Source organism: Pseudomonas sp. GW823-FHT06E10, from assembly GCF_058794995.1.
The window spans coordinates 371,984-387,695 of sequence record NZ_JBXAHJ010000001.1 but is presented as its reverse complement, the minus strand read 5'-3'; the positions used below and the strand labels follow the sequence as shown (position 1 = coordinate 387,695).

Annotated in this window: 14 protein-coding genes; 9 read left to right on the top strand and 5 right to left on the bottom strand. The window is 60.3% G+C overall.

Annotated features, from left to right (window positions below):
• Positions 1-15: 15 nt before the first annotated feature.
• Entirely contained in the window at positions 16-1,449 is a 1,434-nt protein-coding gene (locus AC1Q6Y_RS01775) for an aminotransferase-like domain-containing protein (RefSeq protein ID WP_492623957.1), read from the bottom strand.
• Positions 1,450-1,628: 179 nt separating this feature from the next.
• Between AC1Q6Y_RS01775 and AC1Q6Y_RS01770 the strand changes: the two genes are divergently transcribed.
• A complete protein-coding gene (locus AC1Q6Y_RS01770) occupies positions 1,629-1,874 on the top strand; it encodes a DUF1127 domain-containing protein (protein ID WP_492623956.1) in 246 nt (81 codons plus the stop codon).
• 143 nt (positions 1,875-2,017) lie between these two features.
• Here the strand turns inward: AC1Q6Y_RS01770 and AC1Q6Y_RS01765 are convergent, their stop codons facing one another.
• The gene (locus AC1Q6Y_RS01765) at positions 2,018-3,325 is read right to left on the bottom strand and encodes an NAD(P)/FAD-dependent oxidoreductase (RefSeq protein ID WP_492623955.1); all 1,308 of its coding nucleotides are present in this window, start codon (positions 3,323-3,325) and stop codon (positions 2,018-2,020) included.
• A gap of 147 nt (positions 3,326-3,472) precedes the next feature.
• Between AC1Q6Y_RS01765 and AC1Q6Y_RS01760 the strand changes: the two genes are divergently transcribed.
• Positions 3,473-3,826 carry a YkgJ family cysteine cluster protein gene (locus tag AC1Q6Y_RS01760; protein ID WP_007975156.1) on the top strand — a complete coding sequence of 118 codons (354 nt, stop codon included), beginning with the start codon at positions 3,473-3,475 and terminating at the stop codon, positions 3,824-3,826.
• A 152-nt stretch (positions 3,827-3,978) separates the two neighbouring features.
• Here AC1Q6Y_RS01760 and AC1Q6Y_RS01755 read toward each other — a convergent pair whose 3' ends face one another.
• Positions 3,979-4,467: an Lrp/AsnC ligand binding domain-containing protein gene (locus tag AC1Q6Y_RS01755; protein ID WP_007975155.1), complete on the bottom strand. Its 489-nt coding sequence runs from the start codon at positions 4,465-4,467 to the stop codon at positions 3,979-3,981.
• A gap of 157 nt (positions 4,468-4,624) precedes the next feature.
• On the opposite strand from AC1Q6Y_RS01755, the gene dadA reads away from it, so the two are divergent.
• The 6 genes from dadA (at position 4,625) to AC1Q6Y_RS01725 (ending at position 10,903) form a co-directional block, all read left to right on the top strand.
• Positions 4,625-5,929, top strand: coding sequence for a D-amino acid dehydrogenase (gene dadA, locus AC1Q6Y_RS01750; RefSeq protein WP_218494623.1), 1,305 nt, complete (start codon positions 4,625-4,627; stop codon positions 5,927-5,929).
• On the top strand, positions 5,901-6,254 hold the full coding sequence (locus tag AC1Q6Y_RS01745) for a RidA family protein (RefSeq protein WP_057712756.1): 354 nt from the start codon (positions 5,901-5,903) through the stop codon (positions 6,252-6,254). The genes dadA and AC1Q6Y_RS01745 overlap by 29 nt, the downstream gene beginning before the upstream one ends.
• A 99-nt stretch (positions 6,255-6,353) precedes the next feature.
• A complete protein-coding gene (gene alr / locus AC1Q6Y_RS01740; RefSeq protein WP_090452148.1) occupies positions 6,354-7,427 on the top strand; it encodes an alanine racemase in 1,074 nt (357 codons plus the stop codon).
• Positions 7,428-7,554: 127 nt separating this feature from the next.
• The gene (locus tag AC1Q6Y_RS01735) at positions 7,555-8,103 is read left to right on the top strand and encodes a cupin domain-containing protein (protein ID WP_008023455.1); all 549 of its coding nucleotides are present in this window, start codon (positions 7,555-7,557) and stop codon (positions 8,101-8,103) included.
• Positions 8,104-8,286: 183 nt separating this feature from the next.
• Positions 8,287-8,709: a c-type cytochrome gene (locus AC1Q6Y_RS01730; RefSeq protein WP_150815265.1), complete on the top strand. Its 423-nt coding sequence runs from the start codon at positions 8,287-8,289 to the stop codon at positions 8,707-8,709.
• 271 nt (positions 8,710-8,980) lie between these two features.
• Entirely contained in the window at positions 8,981-10,903 is a 1,923-nt protein-coding gene (locus AC1Q6Y_RS01725; protein WP_492623954.1) for an acetyl-CoA hydrolase/transferase C-terminal domain-containing protein, read from the top strand.
• A gap of 129 nt (positions 10,904-11,032) precedes the next feature.
• On the opposite strand, the gene AC1Q6Y_RS01720 is transcribed toward AC1Q6Y_RS01725, so the two are convergent.
• Both AC1Q6Y_RS01720 and rep read right to left on the bottom strand, forming a co-directional pair.
• Positions 11,033-11,605 (bottom strand): xanthine phosphoribosyltransferase, encoded by a 573-nt coding sequence (locus tag AC1Q6Y_RS01720; protein WP_057712760.1) that lies wholly within the window; start codon positions 11,603-11,605, stop codon positions 11,033-11,035.
• A 57-nt stretch (positions 11,606-11,662) separates the two neighbouring features.
• Positions 11,663-13,672: a DNA helicase Rep gene (gene rep, locus AC1Q6Y_RS01715; RefSeq protein ID WP_349735818.1), complete on the bottom strand. Its 2,010-nt coding sequence runs from the start codon at positions 13,670-13,672 to the stop codon at positions 11,663-11,665.
• A gap of 264 nt (positions 13,673-13,936) precedes the next feature.
• Here rep and AC1Q6Y_RS01710 point away from each other — a divergent pair, with 264 nt between their 5' ends.
• Positions 13,937-15,610, top strand: a complete 1,674-nt coding sequence (locus tag AC1Q6Y_RS01710; protein WP_349735817.1) for a putative bifunctional diguanylate cyclase/phosphodiesterase — start codon at positions 13,937-13,939, stop codon at positions 15,608-15,610.
• Positions 15,611-15,712: the final 102 nt, after the last annotated feature.

The window sequence follows — 15,712 nt, the reverse complement described above, 5'->3', positions numbered from 1 at the left end:
ATTCCCGAAGAAAGCTCAGTCGCTGAGCTGATCGTTTTCCGCCAGCAGTTTGATCGCTGTCGTACCGACCTTGCGTACTGCGTTTTCGATCTGCGGTGTTGGCTTGGCAGCGTAGTTCATGCGCAGGCAATTGCGGTACTTGCCCGAGGCGGAAAAAATACTGCCCACGGCAATCTGTACGCCCTGGTCGTGCAATGCACGATTCAGTTTCAGGGTGTCGAAACCTTCCGGTAATTCGACCCACAGCATGAAGCTACCCTGTGGGCGACTGGCGCGGGTGCCGGCCGGGAAGTAGCGGGTCACCCAATCAATCATCATGTCGCGATTGCGCTGGTATTGCGTACGCATCCGCCGCAAATGCGGTTCGAAGTGGCCACCTTTAAGGAATTCGGCGATGGCGATCTGCGGTTGTGGCGCGGTGGATCCGGTGCTGATGTATTTCATATGCAGTACCCGTTCCAGATAGCGACCGGGCGCGACCCAGCCGATGCGCAGGCCGGGTGCCAGGGTCTTGGAAAACGAACTGCACAATAGGACGCGACCGTCCTCGTCGAAGGACTTGATCGTGCGCGGACGCGGGTAGGTGTAGGCCAGTTCGCCATACACATCGTCCTCGATGATCGCCACGTCATAGCGCTGCGCAAGCGTCAACAACGCGCGTTTGCGCGACTCCGGCATGATGTAGCCCAACGGGTTGTTGCAGTTGGGGGTCAACTGTATGACCTTGATCGGCCACTGTTCCAAGGCCAGTTCCAGCGCTTCGAGGCTGATGCCGGTCAGTGGATCGGTGGGGATTTCCAGGGCCTTCATGCCCAGGCCCTTGAGGGTCTGCATCGCGCCGTGAAAGCTCGGCGAGTCCACCGCGACAATGTCGCCGGGCTCGCAGGTCGCGCGAATACTGGTGGACAGCGCTTCATGGCATCCAGTGGTCACCACCAGTTCGCTGGCACTCAACTGGCAGCCGGAATCGAGCATCAGGCGAGCGATCTGTTCGCGCAGTTCAAGGTTGCCGTGGATGTTGTCGTAATACAGGCCGGGCATGTCCTGCCGACGGCTGATTCGCGCCAGGTCACGCAGCAGCGGTTTCATGGTCGCACTGGTGATGTCCGGCATGCCGCGACCCAGTTGCACCACGTCTTTGCGCGGAACGGCGCGAATCAACTCCAGCACTTGATCCCATTGGGAAATGTCCACCGGCCGTTGGGCCGGGCGGCCGACTGCCGGCAAATCCGGCAGTTCGCGGCTGGCCGGGACGAAGTACCCGGACTTGGGCCGAGGCATGGCCAGCCCGCTGTCCTCCAGCACCCGATAGGCCTGCTGCACTGTGCTCAGGCTGACGCCGTGCTCGACGCTCAGCGCCCGAACCGAAGGCAGCCGGTCACCGGGGCGATAGAAGCCCTGCTCGATACGTGTGCCGAGCAATTCGGCGAGGTTGACGTAAAGGGTCATGGTGCAGCCTCGATAAGGGTGATTCGGTTAACCAGTACAGATCGGGCGAAAAATCGGGATTCAGTGGCGGAATCGGCAAAACTGTATGGAGTTAATACAGTTGTTTTGAATCTGTAATGCTCTTGCGCGCCCACGCATCATGGAACCTCTGGCTACCCAAGTAAACAGGAGCATCCAAGATGAACGGTTTGAGCGATGTGCGGCTGACGTTACACAGTCAGGAGCTGGCGACCGGGCAGAACAACGGCACGCGGGAGGGGGGCATGGGCAATGCGTCGTCCGGCCTGAGTCGCTGGGACCGGTTCTGGCGTCGCCTGCACACGCGCAAGGCGTTGCTGGCCCTGACGGCTGACCAGCTCAAGGACGTCGGGCTGACGCGGGAGCAGGCGCGAGAGGAGGGGCTGAAGCCTTTCTGGCGGATCTGAGTTTTGCTGTGTTCTTCAGGGCCTCATCGCGAGCAAGCTCGCTCCCACAAGGAACGGTGGTGAACACAAATTTTGTGAACACTGCCAAACACTGTGGGAGCGAGCTTGCTCGCGATGGCGTCGGTACAGGCCCAGCTAAACCTTCAGACCAACTCTTTAAACCGATGCCACAACATCCCCAATGCCAGCAACGGTGAACGCAAATGCTTGCCACCCGGGAATGTGATGTGCGGCACCTTGGCAAACAGATCGAAGCCGCCGCTGTGCTGGCCGCTGATGGCTTCGGCCAACAGCTTGCCGGCCAGGTGTGTGGCGTTCACGCCATGACCGGAATAGGCCTGGGCGTAATACACATTCGGCTGGTCCTTGAGTCGCCCGATCTGCGGCAGGCGGTTGGCGCCGATACCGATCATGCCGCCCCATTGGTAATCGATCTTCACGGCACTCAATTGCGGGAAGACCTCCAGCATTTTCGGACGCATGTACGCAGCGATGTCTTTCGGGTCGCGGCCGGAGTAATGGCAGGCACCGCCAAACAGCAGGCGCCGGTCCGCCGAGAGCCGGTAGTAGTCCAGCGCCACGCGCTGGTCACAGACCGCCATGTTCTGCGGCAGCAGGGCGTGGGCCTGTTCTTCGCTCAGTGGTTCGGTGGCGATGATGTAGCTGCCGGCGGGCAGGACTTTGCCGCTGAGTTCCGGGTTGAGGTCATTGAGGTAAGCATTGCAACCCAGTACCAGGGTCTTGGCGCGCACCGAGCCCTCGGCGGTATGGACCTTAATCTCTGGGCCATAGTCGATGCGGGTCACGGCCGAGTGCTCGAATAACTGGACCCCCAGTCGTTGTGCCGCGGATGCTTCGCCCAAGGCCAGGTTCAGTGGATGCAGGTGCCCCGAGCCCATGTCGATCAGGCCGCCGACGTAACGCGTAGAGCCAACCACGGTGTGCATCTCGTTGGCTTGCAGCAAACGGGTCTCGTAGCGATAACCGAGGCTGCGCAGTTCTTCGGCATCCTCGGCGAAACCTTCCAGGTCTCGGGGTTTGTTGGCGAGGTCGCAGTAACCCCAGGTCAGGTCACAGGGGATCTGGAAGTGCTCGACCCGTTGCCGGACGATTTCCACGGCTTCCAGGCCCATGAGTTTCATTTGCCGAACACCTTCGACACCGATGACGTTGGTGAACTGATCGAGGCCGTGGCCGACGCCGCGAATCAGTTGCCCGCCATTGCGTCCACTGGCGCCCCAGCCGATTCGATGGGCTTCAAGCAACACTACGCTGAGGCCGCGTTCGGCCAGCTCAAGCGCCGTGTTCAACCCCGAAAACCCACCGCCCACCACACAGACATCGGCCAGCACTTCGCCTTTGAGCGCCGGAAGTTCGGGCTGCGGCAGGCTGCTCGCGGCGTAGTAGGAGGCGATGTGGTCCGGAGCAGGCTGCTGAGCACGAGGGTTCATGTGCGTGATCCTGGTGTTGATGTTTAGAAAACTTGACGGAGCATAAGCCGGACCTTCCCGGACGGGCAACATTGGTCGGCTGGTGCTGTCTGGATCGGGGCTTTTGCGTCAGAATCGCGCTCTATTCCGCTATTGGTCACCGCTTCAATGAGCTGCAACAGTCAGACAATCCGCACATTGCGACAGCAGATTCCCTCGTTCGAGTGCGTTCCCGGCTGCCATGACTGCTGCGGCCCGGTGACCACCTCGCCGGAAGAAATGTCACGCCTGCCGCGCAAGACCCGCGCCGAGCAGGATGCCGCCATGGAAGAACTCAACTGTGTGCACCTGGGGCCCAATGGTTGCACGGTGTATGACGAACGGCCGCTGATCTGCCGGTTGTTCGGCACCACCAAGACCCTGCCGTGCCCCAATGGGCGGGGGCCAGTGGAGTTGATTCATCCGCGGGTGGAGAAGCAGGTGTTCGAGTACATGGCCAGTACCCGGCAGGTGTTGGTTTAAAACAGCGGGTCTTCAGGTGGACCGAGTTGCCTCAATCGCGAGCAAGCTCGCTCCCACAGGTATTTGAGTCTGCCTGAATTTTGTGTTCAAAACCGGTTCATTGTGGGAGCGAGCTTGCTCGCGATGGGGTCGGAACAGACACCGGAAAATCTTCAATCCGGAATCGGCAGAGTCAGGCTCTCTTTCACCTCTTCCATCACGATGTAACTCTTGGACTCGCGCACGTGGGGCAGCTTGAGCAGGATGTCGCCCAGCAATTTGCGGTACGAGGCCATCTCGGAAATCCGCGCCTTCACCAGGTAGTCGAAATCCCCTGACACCAGGTGGCACTCCAGCACATGGGGCAATTTCAGCACCGCACGCCGGAACTCTTCGAAAGTATCGCCGGATTTGTAGTCCAGGCTGATCTCGACGAACACCAGCAGACTACCCTTCAGATGCTGCGGATTGAGCCTGGCGTTGTAGCCCATGATGATCCCTTCGCGCTCCAGACGCCGGACCCGCTCGGTACAGGGCGTGGTCGAGAGCCCGACCTTCTCCCCAAGCTCGGTAAAGGAAATCCGCCCGTCCGCTTGCAGGATCCGCAGGATGTTGCGGTCGATCTTGTCCAGCTCACGTTTGGTCTGAGTGTTGGTACGCATAGGGGATGCGCCTCCGTGAAAAGGGTTTTTGCCGAGAATTGTCGCCAAATATAGGCGCTTATATAGTGAAATGCACTGGCAAATCTTTTTTACACTGCGCACATCTAAAGCTCTGAATAACAAACGTCAGCGGTTAGCCGCGATGAGGGATATGAAAATGCGCGTCATGGTCTTGGGTAGCGGCGTCATCGGTACCACCAGTGCTTATTATCTGGCCCGTGCCGGGTTTGAAGTGGTGGTTGTGGACCGGCAGCCAGCCGCTGCCATGGAGACCAGTTTCGCCAACGCCGGGCAAGTCTCGCCGGGTTATGCCTCGCCGTGGGCCGCGCCGGGCGTGCCGCTCAAGGCCATCAAGTGGCTGTTGCAGCGCCACGCGCCACTGGCGATCAAGGCCACGGCCGACATCGACCAGTACCTGTGGATGGCACAGATGCTGCGCAATTGCACTGCCAGCCGTTACGCGGTGAACAAGGAGCGCATGGTCCGTCTCTCCGAGTACAGCCGCGACTGCCTCGATGAACTGCGTGCCGAAACCGGCATTGCCTACGAAGGCCGTAGCCTCGGTACCACCCAACTGTTCCGCACCCAGGCTCAACTGGACGGCGCCGCGAAAGACATCGCCGTGCTGAAAGAGTCCGGCGTGCCGTTCGAGTTGCTCGACCGCGAAGGTATTGCCCGCGTTGAACCGGCGCTGGCCAGCGTCACTGACATTCTCGCCGGTGCCTTGCGCCTGCCGAACGACCAGACCGGCGACTGCCAGATGTTCACCACCAAGCTCGCCGAGATGGCCGCGAACCTCGGTGTGCAATTCCGTTTCGACCAGGACATTCAGCGCCTCGACTTCGCCGGTGACCGCATCAACGGCGTATGGATCGACGGCAAGCTGGAAACCGCCGACCGCTACGTCCTGGCGCTTGGCAGCTACTCGCCGCAACTGCTCAAACCATTGGGGATCAAGGCGCCGGTGTACCCGCTCAAGGGCTACTCCCTGACCGTGCCGATCACCAACCCGGCAATGGCCCCGACTTCGACCATTCTCGACGAGACCTACAAGGTCGCGATCACCCGTTTCGACAACCGCATCCGCGTTGGCGGCATGGCGGAGATCGCCGGTTTTGACCTGTCGCTGAATCCGCGCCGGCGCGAAACCCTGGAGATGATCGTCAACGACCTTTATCCTCAGGGCGGCAATCTGGCCGAAGCGAGCTTTTGGACCGGCCTGCGCCCGACCACTCCAGATGGCACGCCAATCGTAGGCGCCACACCGTTCAAGAACCTGTTCCTGAACACCGGTCACGGCACGCTGGGCTGGACCATGGCCTGTGGCTCCGGTCGCTTGCTGGCTGACCTGATGGCCAAGAGAAAGCCGCAGATCAGCGCCGAAGGCCTCGATATTTCCCGTTACGGCAACAAAACCCAGGAGTCTGCAAAGCATGTCAGTCCAGCGCCAGCTCACCAATGAGCGCATGAGTCAGATCGTCACCCATAACGGCACGGTTTACCTGGCCGGACAGGTGGGCGACGACATGAACGCCGGGATTGAACAGCAGACCCGTGAAACTCTCGCCAACATCGAGCGGTTGCTCGATCTGGCCGGCACCGACAAGCACAATCTGCTGTCGGTGACGATTTACCTGAAGGACATCGACGCGCATTTCGAAGGCATGAACGCGGTGTGGGACAAGTGGCTGCCAAAAGGCGTCGCTCCCGCCCGAGCCACCGTTGAAGCGAAATTGTGCGAACCGGAAATCCTGGTCGAGCTGTCGGTTGTCGCCGCTCTGCCATAAGCCTGTCAGAAAAGATCCCTCTCCCGGCGCTGTTGGCGGTTCACGCTACCAGCCAGCGCCGGTTTTTCTTCCCGATAACCCGACCAGAAGTCTGCCGCCATGCGTCCTGCCCGTGCCCTGATCGACCTTCAAGCCCTGCGTCACAACTACCGGATCGCCCGTGAACTCACGGGGGCTCGTGCCCTCGCGGTGATCAAGGCCGATGCCTATGGCCATGGCGCGGTGCGTTGCGCCCAGGCGCTGGAAGCCGAGGCGGACGGGTTTGCCGTGGCCTGCATCGAAGAGGCGTTGGAGCTGCGGGCGGCGGGCATTCGTGCGCCGGTCCTGCTGTTGGAAGGCTTTTTCGAAGCCGACGAGCTGGCGCTGATCGTCGAGCATGATTTCTGGTGCGTGGTGCATTCGCTGTGGCAGCTCGAAGCCATCGAGAAAGCAGCGTTGAGCAAACCGATCACCGTGTGGCTGAAGCTCGATTCGGGCATGCATCGCGTGGGGCTGCACCCGACGGATTATCAAGCGGCCTATCGACGGCTGCTTGCCAGCGGCAAGGTCGCGAAAGTGGTGCTGATGAGCCACTTTGCGCGTGCCGATGAACTGCACGAACAGGCCAGCGCCGAACAGGTGGCGGTATTTGAAGCGGCGCGCAAAGGCTTGTCCGCCGAGGTCAGCCTGCGTAACTCGCCGGCGGTGCTCGGTTGGCCGCAGATACCGAGTGACTGGGTGCGCCCAGGCATCATGCTCTATGGCGCCACGCCGTTCGAAGAGGCCAACGAAGTAGCATCGCGGCTGCAACCGGTCATGACCCTGGAATCGAAGGTGATCAGTGTGCGCGAGTTGCCGGCCGGCGAGCCCGTCGGTTACGGCGCCAAATTCATCACCCCCAAACCGATGCGCATTGGCGTGGTGGCCATGGGTTACGCCGACGGCTACCCACGACTGGCACCGACCGGCACGCCAGTGCTGGTTGCCGGGCAGCGCAGCCAGTTGATCGGCCGGGTATCGATGGACATGCTCTGTATCGACCTGACCGATGTGCCGCAGGCCGGTCTCGGTTCGACCGTCGAGTTGTGGGGCAAAAACATCCTCGCCAGTGATGTGGCCATGGCTGCCGGCACGATTCCTTACCAGATCTTCTGCAACCTGCGCCGAGTGCCACTGCTCTATTCCGGGGCTTAGTGAGCAGGGCTCCAGACCGGAAGTCGCCTCGCTGAGCAGGATTCAGGTCAAGGTGTTGTAAATACTGAACGCTGTCGCCATGATAACGCTCAATATTCCAACAATCTGAATCCTGGAGGCGCAAGCTTTGGACGTCGGTGAACGACTGCAATCCATCCGTAGGCTCAAAGGCCTTTCCCAGCGTGAGCTCGCCAAACGGGCGGGGGTCACCAACAGCACGATTTCGATGATCGAGAAGAACAGCGTTAGCCCTTCGATCAGTTCGCTGCGCAAGGTGTTGGGCGGGATTCCCATGTCCATGGTCGAGTTCTTTTCCGAAGAAATCCTGCAGGAAAAACCGACCCAGATCGTCTACAAGGCCAACGAGCTGATCGATATTTCCGATGGTGCCGTGACCATGAAGCTGGTCGGTCGGGCGCACCCGAGCCGGGCCATCGCATTCCTCAATGAAATCTATCCGCCAGGCGCCGATACCGGTGACGAGATGCTCACCCATGAGGGCGAGGAAACCGGCATCCTGGTCGAAGGAAAACTGGAACTGGTGGTCGGTCTCGAAACTTTTGTCCTCGAAGCCGGCGATAGCTACTACTTTGAAAGTACCAAGCCACACCGTTTCCGTAATCCGTTCGATGTGCCGGCGCGACTAATCAGCGCAGCCACACCAGCGAATTTCTAAGAAAAGAGGCGTCCTGCCAGCATCGCAGAGGTGCCCCGGGCTGTTTTTCCGTCGCGGCCTAAGACCCCTCCGACTTTGGGGTTGTTTCAGTGCGGCGGGCTTACCGCTATACTTGCGCCCGCCTGCGAACCGTGGCCGTAGGCGTGACTAGCCACCATTGAGGGTGAACGCGTGAACCTAATTATGAAAATGCTGGCTGCACCAGCAACCGTATTGGCCCTATGGGCTGTCAGTGTCAGCGCTCAGGCTGCGACCAACGACGATATTGCCAAACGCCTTGAGCCAGTCGGCCAGGTTTGTGTTCAGGGTAAAGAGTGCAAGGGCATGGAAGTGGCCGCTTCCGCTGGCGGCGGTGGTGGTGCGAAAACCCCGGATGAAGTGATTGCAAAACATTGCAACGCTTGCCACGGTTCAGGCCTGTTGGGTGCGCCGAAAATCGGTGATGCCGCTGCTTGGGGCGAACGTGCCAAGAAAGAAGGTGGTGTTGACGGCTTGCTCGCCAAGGCGATCTCCGGCATCAACGCGATGCCGCCAAAAGGCACCTGCGCCGATTGTGCAGACGCCGAGCTCAAAGGCGCCATCCAGAAGATGTCCGGCCTGAAATAAGGCGCCGCATCGTTTGCAAAAAACCGTCCCAGGACGGTTTTTTTGTGCCTGCAATTCCGCGCTGACCCTTGTAGGAGCGAGCTCGCTCGCGATGGTCGTCAACGATAACGCTGGAAACCTGGCACCCCGCGGTGCTCTCAGGTTCTTCGCGAGCGAGCTCGCTCCTACAAGGTTTTTGTGGCAGCCGATTGGCATTAACGGGCTGTTCATTGCAGCGAATCCCCGGCAAGCTCGGTCTAACCCCACGTCATGGAATGTAAGGGAGGACCTGATGGTGCAGCTGTGTTCAATCGGGCAAGCGGTCGATGACGTCTTGGCACGGTTGCCGACGCATATCCACATGGGCCTGCCTCTGGGGTTGGGCAAACCTAATCACTTCGTCAACGCGCTGTATCGACGAATCGCACAGTCGCCCGAGCGACGACTGACGATCTACACCGCGTTGTGTCTGGGGCGCCCACCCTTGGGCGATGGTTTGCAAAAGCGATTTCTCGAACCCTTTGTCGAACGGGTGTTCGGCGATTATCCGGAGCTGGAATTTCTCGCCGACCTGCGTCGCGACGGTTTACCGGGCAACATCCACATCCAGCAGTTCTTCATGCAGCCTGGCAGCCTGCTCAACAGTGCTACGGCGCAACAGGATTACGTCAGCAGCAACTACAGCCATGCGGCCCGGGACATCAACACCGCCGGGTTGAATCTGGTGGCGCAACTGGTGGCCAGCCATGCCGAGCATCCCGACCGCTTGAGTCTGAGCTGCAACCCGGACATCACCCTCGACCTATTGCCGATGATCGCCAAGCGCCGCGCCGCCGGAGAAACCATCCTGATGGTCGGCCAAGTACACAACGATCTGCCTTACATGCCCGGCGATGCGGAACTGGGCATCGACACCTTTGACCTGCTGATCGATGAGAAGGACAACACCACGCTGTTTTCCACGCCAAACATGCCGGTGGGCTTTCAGGACCATTTCATCGGCCTGCACGCCAGCACTCTGGTGCGTGACGGCGGCACCTTGCAGATCGGCATCGGTTCCATGGGTGATGCGCTGACGGCGGCGCTGCTGGCGCGGCAAGCCGACAACGACGGATACAGGGCATTGCTGGCAGACGTAAACCTCAGCCACTGGGCGCAACTGATTGAGCGCGAAGGCGGCATCGAGCCCTTCGCCAGAGGCCTGTATGGCTGCAGCGAAATGTTCGTCAACGGCTTGTTGGTGCTGGCCGATGCCGGGATCGTGCGGCGTAAGGTTTATCCGGACGCGGCGACCCAACAGCAGGCGAATGTCGGCACCCTCGACGAGGCTGCGCAAGCCGATGGCATCTCGGTGCATGGCGGATTCTTCCTCGGGCCGCGCAGCTTCTATGAACGCTTGCGTGAGTTGCCGCAGAGCAAGCGGCTTGAATTCAACATGACCCGCATCAGCTACATCAACGAGCTCTACGGCCAGGAAGAACTCAAGCGCTTTCAACGTCTCGATGCGAGGTTCATCAACACCGCGTTCACCGTGACCTTGCTCGGTGCCGCGGTGGCGGATCAGCTCGAAGACGGACGTGTGCTCAGCGGCGTAGGCGGGCAATACAACTTCGTGGTGCAGGGGCATGCGTTGCAAGACGCGCGTTCGGTGTTGCTGCTGCGCAGTTGGCGAGAGTCTGGAGGCGACGTCAGCTCGAACATCGTCTGGGAGTATGGTCACTGCACGATTCCGCGGCATCTGCGGGACATCGTGGTCACCGAGTACGGCATTGCCGATCTGCGGGGCAAGACCGATGCGGCGGTGATTGAAGCACTGTTAAATATCAGCGACTCACGTTTTCAGTCGGGGCTGATCGCGCAGGCACAGAAAGTCGGCAAACTGCCCAAGGACTTCCGTCTCGATCCGCGCTTTACCGATAACAGCCCGCAGCGTTTGCAGGAGATTCAGGCGCGGCATCCGCAGTTGTTTCCAGAGTATCCGCTGGGTTGTGATTTCACCGAGGTCGAGCGGGATGTGTTGCGGGCGCTGAACTGGCTCAAGAGCAAATTCAAGCTGAGCGAGGTGCTGGAGTTGGGCAAGGCAGCATTGGATGCGCCGGAGCCTGCGTTGTTTCCAGAACATCTGGAGCGCATGCAGTTGGCCAGTCCGGAAGGGCTGAAGGAAGACTTGTATCAGCGCTTGCTGCTCACTGGCCTCAAGGCGACTGCGCAGTAACTGCCCCCCCAAAACAACTGTGGGAGCGAGCTTGCTCGCGATAGCGGTGTATCAGTCAACGAAGATGTCGACTGACGCTATGCAATCGCGAGCAAGCTCGCTCCCACAGGGGGATGTGCAGTGTGGCCTTTATTCGATGAAGGTTACGACGCCACCGGCCAGCGACTTCACACGCGCCAGGGACTCTACGCGATAACCCTGCGAATCCAGCTCTGCACGGCCGCCCTGGAACGATTTCTCGATCACGATACCCAGGCCTGCCACGGTGGCGCCGGCCTGCTTGATGATCGAAATCAGTGCCTGGGACGCCTTACCGTTGGCCAGGAAGTCATCGATGATCAGCACGCGGTCGCTGCTGGTCAGGTGGCGCGGAGAGATGGCCACGGTGCTTTCGGTCTGCTTGGTGAACGAGTACACGGTCGCCGACAGCAGGTTTTCGGTCAGGGTCAGGGACTGGTGCTTGCGAGCGAAGATCACCGGCACGCCCAGGTTCAGACCGGTCATGATCGCCGGAGCGATGCCCGAGGCTTCGATGGTGACGATCTTGGTGATGCCCGAATCCTTGAACAGTGTGGCGAATTCGTCGCCGATCAGCTTCATCAGGGCCGGGTCGATCTGGTGGTTCAGAAAGGCGTCGACTTTCAGGACCTGGTCGGAAAGCACGATGCCTTCTTCGCGAATTTTCTTGTGCAGGGCTTCCATGAAGCTGTCCTCTGTTGGCGCCTTGTGCGCCCTAAGGTTTTAAAAAAGTGGTCAATTCTAGCGCTTTAACATCGCGCGTATATCCGCCAATGCGTTGTTGCCTCGCACGGCTTTGACTTCGGTCGGTGTGTCGTCGTTGCCTTCCCAGGCCAGGTCGTCCGGCGGCAACTCATCGAGGAAGCGGCTCGGCGCGCAATCGATGATCTCGCCGTACTGCTTGCGCTTGGCGGCGAAGGTGAAGGCCAGGGTCTGGCGCGCACGGGTAATGCCCACATAGGCCAGGCGACGTTCTTCTTCGATGGTGTCGGCTTCGATGCTTGAGCGGTGCGGGAGGATTTCCTCCTCCATGCCCATGATGAACACGTAGGGGAATTCCAGGCCCTTGGACGCATGCAAAGTCATCATCTGCACGCCTTCGGCGCCGTCTTCCTCTTCCTGCTGGCGCTCGAGCATGTCGCGCAGGACGAGTTTGCCGATGGCGTCCTCGACGGTCATCTCGCCTTCTTCGTCTTTTTCCAGGGTGTTCTTCAGCGCCTCGATCAGGAACCAGACGTTACCCATGCGGTAATCTGCGGCCTTGTCGCTGGAGCTGTTGGTGCGCAGCCAGTTCTCGTAGTCGATGTCCATGACCATACTGCGCAGGGCCGAGATCGGGTCTTCGCCGGCGCACTGCTCGCGCACCCTGTCCATGAAGCGCTTGAAGCGCGACAGGCGATCGGTGAAGCGGCTGTCGAGATGCTCGCCCAGGCCGATTTCGTCGGTGGCGGCGTACATCGAGACCTTGCGCTCGGTGGCGTAGTTGCCCAGCTTCTCCAGCGTGGTCGAGCCGATCTCGCGGCGCGGCACGTTGATTACCCGCAGGAAGGCGTTGTCGTCGTCCGGGTTCACGATCAGGCGGAAGTAGGCCATCAGGTCCTTTACTTCCTGGCGACCGAAAAAGCTGTTGCCGCCGGACAGGCGATACGGCACCTGGTGGTGCTGCAATTTCAGCTCGATCAGCTTGGCCTGGTAGTTGCCGCGATACAGGATCGCGAAATCGCTGTACGGGCGGTCGGTGCGCAAGTGCAGGCTGAGGATTTCCATGGCCACGCGCTCGGCCTCGGCGTCCTCGTTGCGGCACCGGATCACGCGGATCTCGTCGCCGTGGCCCATTTCACTCCACAACTGTTTTTCGAATTCGTGGGGGTTGTTCGAGATCAGCACGTTGGCGCAGCGCAGGATGCGGCTGGTGGAGCGATAGTTCTGCTCCAGCATCACCACTTTCAAGGAGGGGTAGTCGTCCTTGAGCAGCATCAGGTTTTCCGGGCGCGCGCCGCGCCAGGCGTAGATCGACTGGTCGTCGTCGCCCACCACGGTGAACTGGTTGCGTTTGCCGATGAGCATTTTCACCAGCAAATACTGGCTGGCGTTGGTGTCCTGGTATTCATCGACCAGCAGGTAGCGCACTTTGTTCTGCCACTTTTCCAGGATGTCGGCGTGTTCTTCGAACAGCTTCACCGGGAGCAGGATCAGGTCGTCGAAATCCACCGCGTTGAACGCCTTGAGCGTGCGCTGGTAGTGGGTGTAGACGATGGCAGCGGTCTGCTCCTTGGGGTTGCGCGCATTTTCCAGGGCCTGGGCCGGCAGGATCAGGTCGTTTTTCCAGGCGCCGATCATGTTCTTGATCTCGTCGACGCCGTCGTCGCCCGAGTATTCCTTCTGCATGATGTCGGTCATCAGGGCCTTGACGTCGGTCTCGTCGAAGATCGAGAAGCCCGGTTTGTAGCCCAGCCGCACGTGTTCCTTGCGGATGATGTTCAGGCCCAGGTTGTGGAAGGTGCAGACCGTCAGGCCACGGCCTTCGCCGGCGCGCAGCAGGGTGCCAACCCGTTCCTTCATCTCGCGGGCGGCCTTGTTGGTAAAGGTCATGGCGACGATGTACTGGGCGCGGATGCCGCAGTTCTGGATCAGGTGCGCGATTTTGCGAGTGATCACGCTGGTCTTGCCGGAGCCAGCACCGGCGAGCACCAAAAGAGGGCCGCCGACGTAGCTCACGGCTTCTTGCTGCCGGGGATTGAGTCGGGACATAGGTAAATTCAGGAGTCAGTCACGAAATGGGCCGGCATTTTAACAGGCTCAGCGAATTGTGCTGCTCTGTCCGACTTGTGACGTACCACGCTATCTGTAATTGCCGGTTTTGTTACTTTCACGCAGGATGCGCAACGAATTTGCGGCTAATGTTCGTAATTCCGGATACAAAGGTCTCGTTTTGCTCACCGATGTCATTGTCATTGGTCATCGGAACGGCATAATGCCCGTCGCCTACATCTTTGCAGAGTCTAGGGAGCTAGCTTGTCTACGCCTGTCGAACCCTTGCGTTTGCTGCTACTGGCCGAAGAGCCAGCGTGGGCAGCGTTGTTGCGCGAGTGTCTGGCTCCTATGGGGAGCTCGGTCGTGCTCATCAGCGCGCCGAGTTGGGAGTCGGTCAGCAGCCTGTTCGATGACAACCGCAGCGCGGTGTTATTGACCATCCCGCAACTTCAGCCGGCGCCGGGCCGTTGCAGCCTGCCGACGGTGTTGTTGCTCGACCATGAGCCGCTGATCCCGCCCGACGGTGTGAGTGACTGGTTGGTGCGCGATCATCTCGATCCCGGCATGTTGCGCCGTTGCCTACGCCATGTGCGCGAACGTGGCGTTCTGGAAAACACCCTTCAACGTCTGGCCGAGCAAGATCCGCTGACCGGCATCGCTAACCGCCAGGGCTTCCAGACTCTGCTGACGGCGCGCCTGGCGGAAAACGACGGTCGCGGCCTGGCCCTCGGTCATCTCGACCTCGACAACTTTCGTTATGCCAACGACGCCCTCGGCCATCAGGCCGGTGATCGCCTGATCCTGCAAGTGGTGGCGCGGCTCAAGAGTCAGCTTGAGGCCGGCGATCAACTGGCGCGCCTGGGCAGTGATGAATTCGCTCTGCTGATCGACACCCGTCGTGCTCCCCAGCGTGCCGAGTGGATGGCCGAGCGCATCAGCGAAGTACTGGCCGAGCCTTATTGGGTCGATGGCGAAAGCCTGTTGATCGGTTCCAGCCTGGGCATTGCCTACGCCCGGGCCCAGGCTGGTGCGGATCCGCTGATGTGGCATGCGCACATCGCCATGCAGCAGGCCAAAAGCACCCAAGGCTGCACCTTTCACATTTTCAACGAGCGCATCAACCGCAATGCCCGCAGCATCGCCGACCTCGAAACCGAGCTGCGTCGGGCACTGCGCCGCGATGAGCTGGAGCTGCATTACCAGCCACGGCTGAACCTCGAAGACGGGCAGATCGTCGGCCTCGAAGCTTTGGTGCGCTGGCGGCATGCCGAGCGCGGCTTGCTTCCACCGAGTGAATTCGTGCCGCTGGCCGAGCAAAGTGGTCTGATCGTGCCGCTGGGCTACTGGGTAATTTCCCGGGCCTTGCGCGACATGCAGGCGCTGCTCGAGCTGGGATTGCCACCGTTGCACATGGCGATCAACCTGTCATTCCGGCAGTTCCAGGACAGCCAGTTGCTTTCGACCCTCAGTCGCCTGATTGCCGAGCGCGGTGTCGAGGCGCAGTGGCTGGAGTTCGAACTGACCGAAACCGCTGTGATGCGTCGCAGTGATCTGGTCAAGCAGACCATGGACGCCCTCGGGCGCCTCGGTGTGCGCTTCTCCCTCGACGACTTCGGCACCGGGTTCTCGTCGTTCGTGCACCTCAACAGCCTGCCGATCACCTTGCTGAAGATCGACAAGAGCTTTGTCGGCGGCATGGAGCAGCGTGAGGAAAACCGAAAGCTGGTCCACGCGATGATCAACCTGGCGCACAACCTCAACCTCGAGGTGGTCGCAGAAGGCGTGGAAACGCTGGAGCAACTGGAGCTGCTGCGTGGGTTTGAATGCGATCAGGTGCAGGGGTATTTGATCAGCAGGCCATTGCCGCTGGCCGAACTGGTGGAGTATCTGACGTTTGGCAGCAATCAGCAGCCGATGCTGGAAATCGTGGGCTGAGGTTGCCACAGAGCCCTGTAGGAGCGAGCTTGCTCGCGATAAACCTGAGAACCCCGCGGGGCACCTGCCAACCAGCGTTATCGTTGACGACCATCGCGAGCG